Below are 14,987 nucleotides of genomic sequence, written 5' to 3' on the forward strand. Positions count from 1 at the left end.
GCAAATGACCCACTCCGGACGGCCGCCCGCGGGCGGCCGTCCGGCCCACGAAAGCGATCATGACCTCTCCCACCCGCCCCGTCGTGCGCAGACGCGCCTACCGTCCGCCGGCTCCGCTCGGCGGCCGCCCCCGGACTGCGCGGCGCAGCCCGATCGCACTCCTCTTCCTGCTCCCCGCGCTCGTCGTCCTCATCGCCTTCGTCGGCTGGCCGATGCTGTCCGCTCTCCGCCTGTCGTTCACGAACGCGAGCGGCTTCGGAGTCGAGGAGTGGGTCGGCCTCGAGAACTACGTGCGCGTCTTCACGGATCCGCGCATCCTGTCGTCGCTGGGCAATACGGCCTTCTACACCGTGCTGTTCACTCCGACGGCGCTGGTCGCAGCGCTTCTGCTGGCCCTGCTCCTCGGCAACAGGGGGCTCATCGGCCGGGGCTTCTTCCGCACCGCCTTCTTCCTCCCGTTCATCGTCTCCCTCGCCGTCGCGGCGTTCGCATGGACCTACCTGCTGGATCCGCAGGTCGGTCTCCTCAATCATTGGTTGCGTTCGATCGGCGTCCAGCTCGGCAATGTCCTTCAGGATCCGACCCTCGCGATGCCGGCCGTCGTGCTCGTCGYGATCTGGAAGAGCTTCGGCTTCTACATGGTCATCTTCATCGCCGGCCTGCAGGAGATCCCCGAATCGCTGTACGAGGCCGCCAAGATCGACGGCGCGGGCGCCTGGCGGCGATTCACCAACGTGACCCTCCCGCAACTCAGCAACACCCTCGCGTTCGTCGTGACGTTCGCCATGATCGCCGCTCTTCAGGCCTTCGACCAGATCTACGTGATGACCGGGGGAGGCCCCTACCGCTCGACGCAGACGGTCGTGATGGAGATCTATCAGGAGGGCTTCAAGAAGCTCGACCTCGGCGGCGCGACCGCGTTGTCGTACGTCCTCCTCGCAGCGACCCTGATCCTCAGCCTGGTGCAGTTCCGATTCTTCGGGCGCCGAGAGAAGGACAACCTCTGATGACCGCGCACACCGCATCCGCCACCCGCGTCGCCACCGTGTCCGGATCTCAGGCACGTGCTCCCCGCCGCCGCCTCGGCCGCATCGCTGAGCGCTGGCTGCTGTTCCTGGCTGTGCTGGTGCTGGCTGCTCTCGTGCTGCTGCCGGTGCTGGTCATCGTCTTCACGGCCTTCAAACCCGCCGCGGAGATCAACGCCTACCCGCCGACGCTGCTGCCGGGCGCCTGGACGCTCGACAACTTCACCCGCATCTTCCACGACCTGCCCTTCGGGCGCCTGTTCCTGAACAGCCTGCTGTTCGCAGGCGGGGTGACCGTGTTCGCCCTCGTCTTCGACTCGCTCGCCGCCTATGCGCTGGCGCGTCTCGACTTCCGCGGCAACCGGGTGCTCCTGGTCGTGATCGTCGCGAGCCTGATGATCCCGTTCCAGGCGACGCTCATCCCGGTCTACCAGCTGGTCGCTCAGCTGGGCTGGGTGAACACGTTCGCCGGACTCATCATCCCCCGCGCCGCCGACGCGTTCGGGATCTTCTTCCTCCGCCAGTTCTTCATCTCCCTGCCCCGCGACCTCGACAACGCGGCCCGCATCGACGGCGCAGGGGAGTTCCGGATCTTCCGCAGCATCGTGCTGCCCAACGCGGTGCCGGCGATGCTCACCCTGGCGATCTTCACCTTCGTGAACAACTGGAACGACCTGCTCTGGCCGCTCGTGTTCACGACTTCGCCGGAGATGGGGACGATCACCTCGGGCCTCACCCTCCTGACCGGTCCGAGCGGGATCATCCCCTACGGCACCATGATGGCCGGCGCGCTCATCGCGGTGCTCCCGCTGGCCGTGATGTTCCTCATCATGCAGAGGCGCTTCATCGAGAGCGTCGCGACGACAGGACTCAAATGACGACGACGCAACTGACGACGACGCAACCGCGCCGCTGGTTCCAGGACGGGCGCCTCCATCTCGGCCTCGGCATCGAGGACACCTTCGTGCCGCAGAGCCGTCCCGGCGAGCGCGCGATCGACGAATACGAGCTCACCGAGCACTACGAGCGCTTCGCGGAGGACTTCGCGCTCGCCGCCGGAGTCGGCGCCTCGGTGCTGCGCTGGGGCGTCCCCTGGTATCGCGTCGCGCCCGCCGAAGGCGAGTGGGACTGGGCCTGGACGGATCGCGCGATCGAGGCGCTGCTCGCCCAAGGGCTGCGACCCATCGTGGATCTGCTGCACTACGGCACGCCGCTCTGGCTCGAGGACCAGTTCGCGAACCCGGCGTACCCGCGCCACGTCGAGGAGTACGCGCGCCGGTTCGCGGAGCGCTACGGCGACCGAGTGTTCGACTACACGCCGGTGAACGAGCCGGTGATCCACGCGCTGTTCTGCGGCGAGTACGGGTACTGGCCTCCCTACCTGGAGGGCGCCGAGGGCTTCGCCCGGATCGCCGCGAACCTCGCGCGCGGCTTCGTGCGCAGCCAGCGTGCGATCGCCGAGGTCGTCGGGGAGCGTGCCGTGTTCGTGCACGTCGACGCCGCCGTGAGCTTCGTCGGCGACGATGACGCCCCCGAGCACCGTGCGGAGGCCGAGCGCCTGCGTCACCAGGTGCACCTTGTGGAGGATCTGGTGACGGGCCGCGTCGATGCTGACCATCCGCTGCGCGACCGACTGGCCTCGGCCGTCACGGATGAGGAGCTGGAGTGGTTCCGCGCCCACGCAGTGCGGCCCGACGTCATGGGCGTCAACTACTACCCGCGCCACTCGACCGAGCTGTTCGAGGCGGGGGTGCACCACGGCGGCGGTTTCGCCGATCCTCGACCCAGCATCGACCGCGGCATCGCCGGGCTCCGGGAAGCGCTCGAGTCCTTCGCTCGCCGATACGGGGCGCCCGTCATGGTCACCGAGACCTGCGTGACCGGATCCGTCGAGGAGCGTGTCGCGTGGCTCGAGGACTCGCTCGGCCTCGTCGCCCGCATGCGGGCGGAGGGCGCCGACGTCGTCGGCTACGTCTGGTGGCCGCTGTTCGACATGTACGAGTGGACCTGGCGCCACACCGATGCGCCCCGTGCCGACCACCTGCTGACCATGGGGCTGCACGACCTCGTCGAGTCGCCCGCAGGACTCCTGCGAGCGGCCAATCCCGTCGCGGACCGATTCCGACGCTTCGCCGCCGACGTGGCCTCGCTCTGACCCCTCTCACCCTTCTCACGGAAGCACGCATGAACAAGGCAAGCCTCTCCCTCCGTCCCTCCGCCGTGATCGGCACCGTGGCTCCCCGCCTCTACGGCTCCTTCCTGGAGCATCTCGGCCGCGCCGTGTACGACGGCATCTACGAGCCCGGGCACCCGAGCGCGGACGCCGACGGATTCCGCACGGATGTGATCGAGCTGGTGAAGGAGCTCGGCGTCTCCGCCATCCGCTACCCGGGCGGCAACTTCGTCTCCGGCTTCAAGTGGGAGGACTCGGTCGGTCCGCGGGTGGAGCGCCCGCGCCGCCTCGACCTCGCCTGGCACTCCACCGAGACGAACGAGATCGGCCTGCACGAGTTCCAGAGCTGGCTCGACAAGGTCGGCAGCGAGCTGATGCTCGCGGTCAACCTGGGCACCCGCGGCACCGCCGAAGCCCTCGAGCTCCTCGAGTACGCGAACCACCGCAGCGGAACCGCCCTGGCCGAGCAGCGCATCGCCAACGGCCGCACCCAGCCGTTCGACGTGCGCATGTGGTGCCTCGGCAACGAGATGGACGGCCCCTGGCAGGTCGGGCACAGCACCGCGGAGGCCTACGGGACGCTCGCGGCCAAGACCGCCCAGGCCATGAAGATGGTGGATCCGGATCTCGAGCTGGTGGTGTGCGGATCGTCCAGTTCGTCGATGCCCACGTTCGGCGAGTGGGAGAGGGTCACGCTCACGCACGCCTACGACGATGTGGACTACATCTCCTGCCATGCGTACTACGAGAACACGGGTGACCTGGGGAGCTTCCTCGCCTCGGGCGTCGACATGGACCATTTCATCCGCAGCGTCGTCGCCACCGCGGACCATGTGAAGGCCGTCAAGGGCAGCGACAAGAGCATCGACATCTCGTTCGACGAGTGGAACATCTGGTACAACACCCGGTTCGAGCAGGTCGACCGGATCGCGGGCGTCGACAACTGGCCGATCGCGCCACGGTTGCTCGAGGACGTGTACACGGTCTCGGACGCGGTCGTGTTCGGCAGCCTCCTGATCACCTTGCTCAAGCACGCCGACCGGGTCACGAGCGCCTCGCTCGCCCAGCTGGTGAACGTGATCGCGCCGATCATGACCGAGCCCGGAGGCCCGGCCTGGCGGCAGACGACGTTCTTCCCCTTCGCCGCCACCTCGGCGCACGGTCGCGGCGTCGCCCTCGACGTCGACGTCACGAGCGGCACGTACACGACGGAGAGGTTCGGCGAGGTCGCCCTCGTCGACGCTGTCGCCACGCACGACGCGGAAGCGGGCCGGTTCGCCGTCTACGCCGTGAACCGCGCCATGGATGCGCCCACCGAGCTCGCGATCGACCTCTCGGAGCTCGGCGACGCGTCCGCGCTCGAAGTGACCGCCCGGGTGCTCGCCGACGCCGACCTCGACGCGGCGAACACGCTCGACGACCCCGATCGCGTCGCCCTGACCGCGTTGCCGTTCACCCGGGACGGCTCGATCCTGCGCCTCGCGCTTCCGGCCGTGTCCTGGGCCGAGGTTCTGATCGGCTGAGTCCGCACGGCGGGTCATCGTCGTGCCCGCCCGCGCCCGCGGCCGGGTCAGCTGGAGAGAGGAAAGAGCATGAGCATCTCCCCCCTCGGGGACAGGTCCCGCGCACGTCGGGCACGCATCGTGATGATCGCGGCGGCCGCCGCACTCATCGCCGGAGCGCTCGCCGCCGCACCCGCACAGGCGGTGACGACGGGGAACGGGTCTCTCGTGTACTCGCCGGCCGCGGGAACCTCCTTCAATCCGGAAGGAGGCCGCGCGGCCGGCACCACCTACGCGAAGAACATCGTGCTGAAGAACAGCGGAACGGCGAATGGCACCCAGATCGTGACGTTCGACCAGTTGGTGCTGGTCGGAGGCACGCAGGTCTATCCGATCTACCGCAGCACCGATGACGGCGCCACCTGGACGCACGTGACGGACGTCGTGCCCAGCGCCACGTTCCCCACCCTGACGAGGACCGCACAGCCGTTCCTCTACGAGGTGCCGCAGACGACCGGATCGCTCGCCGCGGGCACGTTGCTGCTCGCGGGCATGGTCATGCCGGAGGACCGGTCGAGCAGTCGCCTCGTGGTGTACAAGAGCGCCGATCACGGGCTGTCCTGGTCGTACCTGAGCACGATCGACACGGGCGGCCCCGCCGTCTACGACCCTTCGCCCGCGTCCACGACCAGCACGGTGTGGGAGCCGTCGCTCATCGTCGACGGGCAGGGCGGTCTCGCCGCCTACTTCTCGGACGAGCGGCAGAAGTCCAGCGGCGTGCTGCAGGCCGTCTCGTACCGGCGCTCGACCGACGGCGGCCAGACCTGGGGACCCCTCGTCAACGTCTCGGCGCCGACCAACCAGTCGGATCGTCCCGGCATGATCACCGTCACCAAGCTGCCGGACGGCCGATACCTCGCCACCTATGAGGTCGTGAATCGTCCCTCGCAGACGAAGAACACCGCACCCGTCTATTTCAAGACCTCGCCGGACGGGCTCAACTGGGCTCCGACGTCGAGCATCGGCACGGCGATCGCGCTCGCGAACGGCCGGGGGATCGGATCCTCGCCCTACGTCAAGTGGGTGCCCGCGGGAGGGCCGAAGGGCATGGTCGTCGTGGCGTCGAAGTGGTCGCTCGATGCGACGGGCGCCATCGACGGCGGGCAGAACTTCTACGTCAACTACAACCTGGGCGAGGGGCCCTGGGAGCGGCTGCCGATGGCGGTCACCTACGACGGACCCGATGCCGAGGGCGGCACGTTCAGCGGATTCGCGCAGAGCATCGACTCCTCGGTCGATGGGCGCACGCTCTACCAGGCGACGAACGTCGAGAACCCGGCGACCACGTACAACGACATCCGGGTGGGATCCATCCCGCTCGACGCCCAGCAGTACGAGGCGGAGAAGGCCGCGCGCACCTCGGACACGTCCCTCGTGACCGATCCCGACGCCTCGAACGGCGGCAAGGTCGGCAACATCAACAACGCCACCAGCACGGTGACCTTCACGGTGCACGTGCCGACCGCGGGCTCCTACGTCATGAACGTGCGCTACGACAACGGCACCGGCGCGGCATCGACGCACGGCGTGCGTGTGAACGGCGGTTCGTCGACGGCGCTGAGCTACCCGGCGACCGTCAACTGGGGTCGGTACGGATGGGCGCGGATGCCGGTCACGCTGAACGCCGGCGCCAACACCATCGCGTTCGCCAAGGGCACCTCGTACGCCGAGCTCGATGCGATCCAGCTCGCGCAGGCCGGCGGACTGGATCCCCAGTTCCGGATCGCGAGCCGCACCAGCGGCAAGTACCTCGAGATCGCCAGTGCGCTGACGACCGATGGGGCAGGGGCGGGGCAGTGGGGCGACACCGGCAACGCCACGCAGGTCTGGAACGTGCGCACGGTGCCCAACGGGCTCCAGCTCCTCAACGCCAACAGCGGCAAACTGCTCGAGATCCCAGGCGCGCAGACAGCCGACGGCGTGCGCGCCGCCCAATGGGGTCCGACCGGGAACGCCACCCAGGTCTGGGCGCCGAGCACGTCGGGCGGCTACTGGACCCTGACCAACGCCAATTCGGGGAAGCCGCTGGAGATCGCGGGTGGATCGACGGCGGACGGAGCATACGCGCAGCAGCGGACCGCGGACGGATCGGCGCAGCAGCAGTGGCGCCTGTTCCGCGAGGGCATCCAGTAGCGCGCGGGCGTGAGGAGGGCGGCGCGTTCGCCGTCGCCCTCCTCACGTCGCGGTCGATCCTGCACCGCAGCGGACGAAGCGCCCGCGCGGTGCGCGATCAGGCCGGGGCGGACTCCCGCTCACGGATCCGGAAGTCGGCCAGCAGTAGCCGCGGCGCCTGATCCAACTCGCCCGAGATGCGCTCGAGCAGGGCGTCCACCGCCGTCTTCGCGATCCATTCGCGACCGGGATCGACCGTGGTCAGCGACGGGATCGAGTACTCCGCCTCGTCCAGGTCGTCGAAGCCGATCACGGCGACGTCGTCCGGCACGCGCCGCCCGGCCTCCTGGAGCACGCGCATGGCGCCGAGCGCAAGCGTGTCGTTGAGCCCGAACACGGCGTCGAACTCCACGCCGCGCGCGAGCACGTCGCGCATCGTGAGTGCGCCGTTGGCGCGGTGCCAGAACGTCGTGTACCCGATCAGATCCTCGTCGAACCCGATCCCCGCCTCCTCCAGCGCCTCGCGATAGCCCTGGAGGCGGAGTGCGGCGGATCCGACGACCTCGCCCTCGTGTGCGCCGACCACCGCGATGCGGCGCCGACCGGACGCGAGCAGATACGCCGTCGCCGCCCGTGCGGCCTCCACATTGCGCATCGTCACGTGGTCGGTGGGCCCGTCGAAGATGCGCTCGCCGAGCAGCACCATCGGGTAGGGGACCTGGAGGGCGGCTGCGTCCTCCTGGCCGAGGCCCAGGGGACTGAAAATGAGCCCATCGGTCAGCTTCAGGCGGGGGCTGCGCAGCAATTCGCGCTCGCGGGCCGGATCCGCCCCGGTCTGCTCCACCAGCACCGAGACCCCCGAGGCCTCCGCGGCGGCGATCACGGAGGCTGCCAGCTCTGCGAAGTAGGCCAGGCCCAGGTCGGGCAGAGCGAGCGCGATCGCGCCGGTGCGTCCCGATCGAAGGTTGCGCGCCGTGAGGTTCGGGGTGTAGCCCAGCTCGGCGATCGCGTCCTCGACGCGCTGCTTCGTGGCGGGGCGGATGTGCGGGTAGTCGTTGATGACGTTCGACACCGTCTTGATGGAGACGCCGGCGATCCGCGCCACGTCGTGCAGCGTCACCGCCATGTGCACCCCCCTGTCCCGAGCCACTCTACAACGTTGCAGAGGGTCGGGCCCCCGTCATGCATGCCGCGGAAGCCCTGTCGACCACGGTATCGCGGGCGAAGCGGGATTCGACGTGGCGAACTCCGGCGAATTCCTATTACCTCCACTTGGAGGTTTCTGCTACGCTGACCGGACGGGCCGCGTGCGCCCGTCCCCTCTCAGAGAAGGAAGGTCGACGTGGCCCTGCCGGAAACCTCGGTTCAGCTGTACACACTCGCGGGGGAGTTCTCCGCCGACATGTCGGGCTCGCTCGACAAGCTCGCCGCCATCGGACTGCGCAACGTGGAGGCGTTCGACTTCGTGCGCCGCCCGGACGAGATCCGCGCCGCGCTCGATGCCTCGGGCCTCGCCTCGCCCACCGGGCACGCGCCGCTGCTCTCCGACGAGCTGTGGACTCCGGACGGATCCATCCCCACGCCGGCCCCCGAAGTCGTCTTCGAGGCTGCCGCGAAGCTCGGCATGACCACCGTCATCGACCCGTTCGTGGCCCCTGAGCGCTGGTTCACGCTGGACGGGGTCACCGAGATCGCCGACCGGCTCAACGCCCTCGCCGACACCGCGGCGGGCTTCGGGCTCGCCGTCGGCTATCACAACCACGCACAGGAGTTCGTGGCCGACTTCGACGGTCAGAGCGCTTACGAGCGTTTCGTGGCGCTCACCGACGCGCGAGTCGCGCTCGAGCTCGACCTGTACTGGGCGCTCGTCGGCGGGCAGGACGTCCCCGCCCTCGTCTCCCGCCTGGGCGACCGCCTCGTCGCGGTGCACGTCAAGGACGGCATCGCTCCCGAGAGCAACCCGTTCGCCCCGGGCGCCGGCGAGTTCGGCTCGGACAGCCTCGACCAGCGCCACGCGGGCAGTGGCGATGTGCCGCTCGCCGACGCGCTGCGTGGGGCGTCGGCGGTGCAGTACGCCATCATCGAGTACGACAACGCGCCCGGCGACGTCTTCGCGGACATCGCCGCGAGCTACGCCTTCCTCACCGAGGGCGGTCTGGCCCGATGAGTGCGGTGGGGATCGGCGTCATCGGCGTCGGCGTCATCAGCGACACCTACCTGCAGAACCTCGCACGGTTCCCCGACACCGAGGTGCTCATCGTCGGGGATCTGCTGCTCGACCGCGCTCAGGCGCAGGCCGAGAAGTACGGTGTCGCGGCCTTCGGATCCGCCGAGGACGTCCTCGCGCACCCCGGGGTGGCCCTCGTGATCAACCTCACCATCCCCGCCGTGCACGTGGAGGTCTCGCGGGCCGCGATCGCCGCGGGCAAGCACGTGTGGACGGAGAAGCCGCTCGGACTCGACCGCGAGGGCGCCGCGGAGCTGCTGCGCGAGGCCGAGGCCGCGGGGCTGCGCGTCGGCTCCGCTCCCGACACCCTGCTCGGTCCCGGCTTCCAGGCCGCGCGCCGGGCGATCGAGAGCGGMGTGATCGGGCGCCCGCTGTTCGCRCAGACCGCCTTCCAGACCCAGGGCCCGGACCTSTGGCACCCCAGCCCCGCCTTCCTCTTCGCCGAGGGCGCCGGCCCGCTGCTCGACATGGGTCCGTACTACTTCTCGGCACTCGTGAGCCTGCTCGGCCCGGTCGCGAGCGTCGCGGCGGTCGGCAGCAAGGCGCGTGAGGAGCGCGAGATCCGCACGGGCCCGAACGCCGGAGCCCTGTTTCCGGTCGAGGTGCCCTCGACGATCCAGATCGTCACGGCCTTCGAGCAGGGCGCCCAGGCGCAGAGTCTGCTGAGCTTCGACTCCGCGCTGGAGCGCCACGGCATCGTCGAGATCCACGGCACCGAAGGCACGATCGTGATCCCGGATCCCAACATGTTCGCCGGGCGGATCGCCTACGTGAAGCCTCTCGGTGTGCTGCGCGACGGCATGTCGTTCGAGCAGGAGTGGGTCGAGATCACCCACGAGGACATCGAGATCGGCCGCGGGCTGGGCGCACTCGACATGGTGCGCGCGATCGCCGCGAACCGGCCGCACGTCGCCTCCGGCGAGCTCGGCTTCCACGTGCTGGACGTGCTGCTGTCCGCTCAGGAGTCGGCTCGCACCGGGCAGACCATCGAGGTCCAGAGCACGGTGGCTCCTGTGCCGCTGCTGCCCGAGGGCTTCGACCCCTTCGTCGCCACGCTCTGAACCGCGCGCGGTGATGACCAGGGGAGGAACGTTTCCCTCCCCTGGTCAGGTTTCCCTTCGCGTGTTCGCGCGTTTGCGGGGAGGGAAACGTGGTGCGGGGAGGGAAACAGGATCCCGGATCCCGGATCCCGGCTCAGTCGGTGCTGTCGTCGCGGGAGAGCAGCCGGTCCAGCATCTCGAGGGYGGCCTCATGGTCGACGGTGTCATCGAGCAGCCACTGCGTCTGCAGGCCGTCGGAGGCTGCGATGACGAGGGCGGCGACGAGATCCGGGTCGAGGTCGGCGCGCACCTCACCCGAGGCCTGCAACTGCCGCACCTGTGCGGCCATCCCGGTGCGGATGCGGCTGAAGCGCTGCGTGATGAACTCCTGCGCGGCGGCGTGCGAATCCTCGAGCGCCGTCGACACCAGCGTCGAATACAGCTGGACGAGACCGGGGATGCGGCGGTTGCGCTCCGCGGCGGTGCGCATCGACAGCGCGGGGCGGACGTCCGCGGGAACCGGATGGGCGGTGTCGGTCGCGCTCTCGGACGCGCGGTAGACCTCGACCAGCAGCTCCTCGAGGGATCCGAAGTAGTGCGTCAGCGCCGCATGGGTGACGCCGACCTCCTGCGCGATCGCGCGCAGGCTCGTCTTCTGCGATCCGCGGCGTGCGAACACCTCGATGGCCTTGTCGAGGATCTCCTGCCGCCGGGCGATGCCCTTGCGATAGCGGCCGGTGCTGCGGGGCGCTGCGGAGGAATCGGCCATCACTCGATGATAGCGAGGCGGCCTGTCGGCGCCCGCGGAGATGCCGCGGGCATGGGAGGCTCTTCGATCGAGGAGTCGACGGACGTCGGCACCAGGATCGCGTCGCCGCGCGGACGGCGGACGGACCACAGGAGAGGATGCAGGGCATGGCGGTCGAACCAGGGATCTACCAGCACTTCAAGGGCGCCCGCTACGAGGTGATCGCGGTGGGCCGGCACAGTGAGACCGAGGAGCAGCTGGTCTTCTACCGCAAGCTCTACGACGACTACAGCCACTGGGCGCGCCCGCTCGCCATGTTCGAGGAGCGCGTCGAGCGCGACGGATACAGCGGCCCGAGGTTCACGCGCGTCGCCTGAGCGAGGCGCGTAGTCTGGCTTCCGGCCGTGTGCGGGAGGAGGTGGGCGGATGACCGGATCCGATCCGCGTTCTCCTGATCCGCGTTCTCCTGATCCGTCGTCCTTGCGCCCGCCGACCGCCCTGATCCGGGTGTGGGCGCGAAGCCATTTCACGCTCGCGCCGGCTCCGAGCCGTCGATGGCCGGTCGCCCTGCAGGCGGCACTGTCGATGTTCCTGCCCGTGGCCCTGTTCACGCTGCTGGGGCAGCCGGCCGTCGGGGTGATGGCGGCGAGCGGCGCCTTCACGGCGATCTACCTGGTCGGCGCCGCCCCGCTCGTGCGTCTTCGTCTGCTGCCCGTCGTGGGCGTCGCGATCCTCCTGTGCGCGGCGATCGGCGCAGTGCTCGCCCCGTACCCCGCGGCCGCCGCGATCGGCCTGGTCGTGGTCTCGCTCGCCACCGCCGCGTTGCACTACGGCTTCCGGCTGGGTCCGCCCGGACCGGTGTTCTTCGTGCTGGTCTACGGGCTCGCCACGCACGTCACCGGGATCTCCGGCGGCCGGCGGATCGTGGATCCGTTGCTCTTCCTCGGCGCGCTCGCCGTGGGCGCCCTCACCGCCTACGTGATCGCCGTGGCGGCCTTCCTGATCGCGCGCGCCCGGGGCGTCGTCGCCCCGCCGCCGCGGACGCAGATCGCCCGTCGTCCGCGGCTGGACCGCGACGCCCGGGCGCTGCTGCTGCGGGTGGCGGTCGTCGCGATCGCCGGAACGCTGCTCAGCGTGCTGCTCGTCGACCCCCAGCGCGCGTACTGGACGGTGTGCGCCGGAATCGCCGTGATCGGCGTCAACGTCGGCCGGCGGGTCGCCTTCATCCGGGGCAGCCAGCGCTTCCTCGGCACCGTCGTCGGGGCGGGGCTCTTCGCGCTGCTGGGATCTCTTCCGATCCCGGTGATTGTGCTGCCGTTCCTGCTGGCGGGCCTCCAGTTCACCGTCGAGATCTTCGTGGTGCGCAACTATGCGCTCGCGCTCGTCTTCATCACGCCGCTCGTGCTGTTCATCATCACCTCCACGGCGGGCGCCGGCGGCGGGATCCCCTGGGATCTGATCCTGGAGCGCATCGTCGACACCCTGATCGGCGCCGTGCTGGGTGCCGCCACGGGGATCTTCCATCCCCGCGCGGCCCTGCGCCGCTCGTGACGTTCGCGGCCGGGCGGGGCCTCCACCGTGCTCCGAACCTCCTGCGGCCTCGCTCGACGCACCCCGGACGCGGCAGAGTAGAGCCAGAGCACGATCCCGACCTGGAGGTCACCATGACCGACGACCGCGCGTCAGCTTTCCTCGCCCTGCACCACGGCGGCGGCTTCGTGCTGCCGAACGCGTGGGATCCGGGATCCGCGCGAATGCTCGCGCAGCTCGGCTTCCCCGCGATCGCGACGACGAGCGCCGGCATCGCGTGGTCGCTCGGCGTGCCGGACGGTGGCGCGCTGGACCTCGACACCATGCTCGAGAAGGTCGCGGCGATCGTCGCCGCCGTCGACGTGCCGGTGACCGCCGACCTCGAGGCGGGATACGGCGATGATCCGCAGGACGTCGCGCGCACGGTCCTGCGTGCGATCGAGATCGGAGCGGTCGGCGGCAACCTCGAGGACACCGCCGACGGCCTGCTGTTCGACGCGGAGGAGGCGGCTGAGCGGATCGCGGCCGCGCGTGCGGTGGCGCCGCGCGGCGCGTTCGTGCTGAACGCGCGCACCGACGCCTATTTCTTCCCCGGCGCGGCCGATCCCTTCGCCGAGACGGTGGCGCGGGCGCAGCGCTATGTCCAGGCGGGGGCGGACTGCGTCTTCGTCCCGGGCGTGAACGACGAGGAGACGATCCGGCGCCTGGCCGCGGAGATCCCGGTCCCGCTCAACATCGTGGCCGGCCTCGCCGCGCACGTCATCCCCGCGCCGCAGCTCTTCGCGCTCGGTGTGAAGCGGGTGAGCCTCGGCGGCAGCCTCGCCCGCGYCGCGCTCACCGCRCTCGAACGCGCSGGCCGCGAACTGCTCGACACGGGCACGCTCGGCTTCCTCGACGGCGCSCTSCCGTAYGCGGARGTGCAGCGCCGGTTCGCCGGCTGAGGGCGAACCGGCGCGGCGACCGACGCGGGCGGCCCGATCCGAGACCGACCCGCGCCGGGCCCGATCAGCGTCCGACGCTCGACATGTCGGCGTAGCGGTCGCCGGCGGCGGACGGGAGCGCCTCGAGCGCGGCGAGCTGCTCCGCCGTCAGCACGAGCGCGTCTGCCGCGACGTTCTCCTCGAGACGCGAGACCCGCTTCGTGCCGGGGATCGGCGCGATGTCATCGCCCTGCGCGAGCACCCACGCCAGGGCGACCTGGGCGGGTGTCGCATCGAGCTCAATGGCGACTTGTTCGACGGCATCGACGATGCGCAGGTTCGCGTCGAGGTTCTCTCCGACGAAGCGCGGGTTGCTCCGGCGGAAGTCGCCGGCGTCCAGAGAATCGGCGGAGCGGATCGCGCCGGTGAGGAAGCCGCGGCCCAGCGGCGAGTACGGCACGAGGCCGATGCCCAGCTCGCGCAGCACCGGCAGCAGCTGCTCGGCGGGCTCCCTGGTCCACAGCGAGTACTCGGTCTCCAGCGCGGTCACGGGATGCACCGCGTGCGCACGGCGCAGCGTCTCCTCGCCGGCTTCGGAGAGTCCGTAGTGCAGGATCTTCCCCTCCGCGACCAGCTCGGCGAGCGCCCCGACGGTCTCCTCGATCGGCGTCTCGGGATCCATCCGGTGCTGATAGTAGAGATCGATCCGGTCGGTGCCGAGGCGCTGCAGCGACCCCTCGACCGAGCGGCGCACGTTCTCCGGGGTGCCGTCCAGCCGACGGCCGCCATCCGATCCCGCGAGGATGCCGAACTTCGTGGCGATCACGACGCCGTCGCGTCGCCCCGCCAGCGCCCGGCCGACCAGCTCCTCGTTCGTGTGCGGGCCGTACATCTCAGCGGTGTCGAGCATGGTGACGCCGAGATCGAGTGCACGGTGGATCGTGCGGATGGACTCGGCCTCGTCCGTGTTCGCACCGGAGTAGAAGGCCGACATGCCCATGCAGCCGAGTCCGAGCCGGCCGACGGAGAGGGTGCCGAGAGTCGCGTGCTTCATGAGGAGAGCCTTTCGGAGTAGAGAGCGATCTTGATGTCGATGGCGCCGAGGGCGTCGTCCAGCTCCGCCCGCCGGGTCAGCACGGTCTGGCGGTGCTCGCGGAGGAGGGCCAGCCGGTCCGCGCTGGTGCCGTCGCCGGCCCGCGCGAGCTCGACGTAGCGCCGGAGCGTCGCGATCGGCATGGCGGTGGAGCGGAGCTTGCGGAGGAAGCCGAGCCAGGCGATGTCGCCGTCGGTGTACCGGCGGCGGTCGGACGACTCCCGGTCGAGGGGCGTCAGCAGAAGCCCCTCCCGCTCGTAGTAGCGCAGGGTGTGCGCGGTCAGCCCGAGCTCGTGCGCCGCCTCGGAGATCGAGCGCGTCGTGGTGGTTTCCAGCATGCGCCCCACGCTACGACTTCGAGCGCGCTCTAAGTCAAGGCGAGAAGGAGATCACACGGCGGCGAGCACGGACAGCACATTGCCGGCCGGGTCGGTGAACCAGGCGATGTCCGGTCCGCGGCCCGGCCCGCCGTGCGCGATGCCCTTCTCGTCGGTGCCGAAGTCCGGATCCGTGTAGATCTTCGTCACGACGCCGCGGGCGTTGAGGTCGTCCACGGC

General features: G+C 70.1%; 14 protein-coding genes and 1 pseudogene. 10 read left to right on the forward strand and 5 right to left on the reverse strand.

Annotated features, from left to right (window positions below; all coding sequences use genetic code 11):
• The first annotated feature begins 59 nt into the window (after positions 1 to 59).
• From AC1DMN_RS17815 to AC1DMN_RS17835, 5 genes are all read left to right on the forward strand, one after another.
• A complete protein-coding gene (locus AC1DMN_RS17815; RefSeq protein ID WP_477384710.1) occupies positions 60 to 1,007 on the forward strand; it encodes a carbohydrate ABC transporter permease in 948 nt (315 codons plus the stop codon).
• Positions 1,007 to 1,903: a carbohydrate ABC transporter permease gene (locus tag AC1DMN_RS17820; protein ID WP_441975488.1), complete on the forward strand. Its 897-nt coding sequence runs from the start codon at positions 1,007 to 1,009 to the stop codon at positions 1,901 to 1,903. Before AC1DMN_RS17815 ends, AC1DMN_RS17820 begins: the two co-directional genes overlap by 1 nt.
• Entirely contained in the window at positions 1,900 to 3,180 is a 1,281-nt protein-coding gene (locus AC1DMN_RS17825; RefSeq protein WP_477230520.1) for a family 1 glycosylhydrolase, read from the forward strand. Before AC1DMN_RS17820 ends, AC1DMN_RS17825 begins: the two co-directional genes overlap by 4 nt.
• A gap of 29 nt (positions 3,181 to 3,209) precedes the next feature.
• Positions 3,210 to 4,721 (forward strand): arabinosylfuranosidase ArfA, encoded by a 1,512-nt coding sequence (gene arfA, locus AC1DMN_RS17830; RefSeq protein WP_477230519.1) that lies wholly within the window; start codon positions 3,210 to 3,212, stop codon positions 4,719 to 4,721.
• Between the two features lie 69 nt (positions 4,722 to 4,790).
• The gene (locus AC1DMN_RS17835) at positions 4,791 to 6,893 is read left to right on the forward strand and encodes an RICIN domain-containing protein (protein WP_477230518.1); all 2,103 of its coding nucleotides are present in this window, start codon (positions 4,791 to 4,793) and stop codon (positions 6,891 to 6,893) included.
• A gap of 97 nt (positions 6,894 to 6,990) precedes the next feature.
• On the opposite strand, the gene AC1DMN_RS17840 is transcribed toward AC1DMN_RS17835, so the two are convergent.
• Positions 6,991 to 7,998: a LacI family DNA-binding transcriptional regulator gene (locus AC1DMN_RS17840; RefSeq protein WP_477230517.1), complete on the reverse strand. Its 1,008-nt coding sequence runs from the start codon at positions 7,996 to 7,998 to the stop codon at positions 6,991 to 6,993.
• Between the two features lie 216 nt (positions 7,999 to 8,214).
• Between AC1DMN_RS17840 and AC1DMN_RS17845 the strand changes: the two genes are divergently transcribed.
• Positions 8,215 to 9,039, forward strand: a complete 825-nt coding sequence (locus tag AC1DMN_RS17845) for a sugar phosphate isomerase/epimerase family protein (RefSeq protein ID WP_477230516.1) — start codon at positions 8,215 to 8,217, stop codon at positions 9,037 to 9,039.
• Positions 9,036 to 10,160, forward strand: a complete 1,125-nt coding sequence (locus tag AC1DMN_RS17850) for a Gfo/Idh/MocA family protein (protein ID WP_477230515.1) — start codon at positions 9,036 to 9,038, stop codon at positions 10,158 to 10,160. Before AC1DMN_RS17845 ends, AC1DMN_RS17850 begins: the two co-directional genes overlap by 4 nt.
• A gap of 133 nt (positions 10,161 to 10,293) precedes the next feature.
• On the opposite strand, the gene AC1DMN_RS17855 is transcribed toward AC1DMN_RS17850, so the two are convergent.
• Complete coding sequence (locus AC1DMN_RS17855; protein WP_477384712.1) at positions 10,294 to 10,908, reverse strand: TetR/AcrR family transcriptional regulator; 615 nt, start codon at positions 10,906 to 10,908, stop codon at positions 10,294 to 10,296.
• Positions 10,909 to 11,054: 146 nt separating this feature from the next.
• On the opposite strand from AC1DMN_RS17855, the gene AC1DMN_RS17860 reads away from it, so the two are divergent.
• From AC1DMN_RS17860 to AC1DMN_RS17870, 3 genes are all read left to right on the forward strand, one after another.
• On the forward strand, positions 11,055 to 11,264 hold the full coding sequence (locus AC1DMN_RS17860; protein ID WP_440735029.1) for a DUF1653 domain-containing protein: 210 nt from the start codon (positions 11,055 to 11,057) through the stop codon (positions 11,262 to 11,264).
• Between the two features lie 49 nt (positions 11,265 to 11,313).
• Positions 11,314 to 12,438 (forward strand): FUSC family protein, encoded by a 1,125-nt coding sequence (locus tag AC1DMN_RS17865; protein ID WP_477230514.1) that lies wholly within the window; start codon positions 11,314 to 11,316, stop codon positions 12,436 to 12,438.
• Between the two features lie 113 nt (positions 12,439 to 12,551).
• A complete protein-coding gene (locus AC1DMN_RS17870; protein WP_477384714.1) occupies positions 12,552 to 13,358 on the forward strand; it encodes an isocitrate lyase/PEP mutase family protein in 807 nt (268 codons plus the stop codon).
• A gap of 64 nt (positions 13,359 to 13,422) precedes the next feature.
• Here the strand turns inward: AC1DMN_RS17870 and AC1DMN_RS17875 are convergent, their stop codons facing one another.
• The 3 genes and pseudogenes from AC1DMN_RS17875 to AC1DMN_RS17885 all read right to left on the reverse strand — a co-directional run.
• Positions 13,423 to 14,391, reverse strand: a complete 969-nt coding sequence (locus tag AC1DMN_RS17875) for an aldo/keto reductase (RefSeq protein ID WP_440735032.1) — start codon at positions 14,389 to 14,391, stop codon at positions 13,423 to 13,425.
• Positions 14,388 to 14,768, reverse strand: coding sequence for a MerR family transcriptional regulator (locus AC1DMN_RS17880; RefSeq protein WP_440735033.1), 381 nt, complete (start codon positions 14,766 to 14,768; stop codon positions 14,388 to 14,390). The genes AC1DMN_RS17875 and AC1DMN_RS17880 overlap by 4 nt, the downstream gene beginning before the upstream one ends.
• A 51-nt stretch (positions 14,769 to 14,819) precedes the next feature.
• A pseudogene (locus AC1DMN_RS17885) lies at positions 14,820 to 14,987 on the reverse strand (VOC family protein); the annotation flags it as partial.

Source organism: Microbacterium sp. 01T413_2, from assembly GCF_056398985.1.

Coding starts and splice junctions, on each gene's coding strand:
- AC1DMN_RS17820 (WP_441975488.1), top strand. CDS start 1,007: ATGACCGCGCACACCGCATCCGCCACCCGCGTCGCCACCGTGTCCGGA.
- AC1DMN_RS17825 (WP_477230520.1), top strand. CDS start 1,900: ATGACGACGACGCAACTGACGACGACGCAACCGCGCCGCTGGTTCCAG.
- arfA (WP_477230519.1), top strand. CDS start 3,210: ATGAACAAGGCAAGCCTCTCCCTCCGTCCCTCCGCCGTGATCGGCACC.
- AC1DMN_RS17835 (WP_477230518.1), top strand. CDS start 4,791: ATGAGCATCTCCCCCCTCGGGGACAGGTCCCGCGCACGTCGGGCACGC.
- AC1DMN_RS17840 (WP_477230517.1), bottom strand. CDS start 7,998: ATGGCGGTGACGCTGCACGACGTGGCGCGGATCGCCGGCGTCTCCATC.
- AC1DMN_RS17860 (WP_440735029.1), top strand. CDS start 11,055: ATGGCGGTCGAACCAGGGATCTACCAGCACTTCAAGGGCGCCCGCTAC.
- AC1DMN_RS17865 (WP_477230514.1), top strand. CDS start 11,314: ATGACCGGATCCGATCCGCGTTCTCCTGATCCGCGTTCTCCTGATCCG.
- AC1DMN_RS17875 (WP_440735032.1), bottom strand. CDS start 14,391: ATGAAGCACGCGACTCTCGGCACCCTCTCCGTCGGCCGGCTCGGACTC.
- AC1DMN_RS17880 (WP_440735033.1), bottom strand. CDS start 14,768: ATGCTGGAAACCACCACGACGCGCTCGATCTCCGAGGCGGCGCACGAG.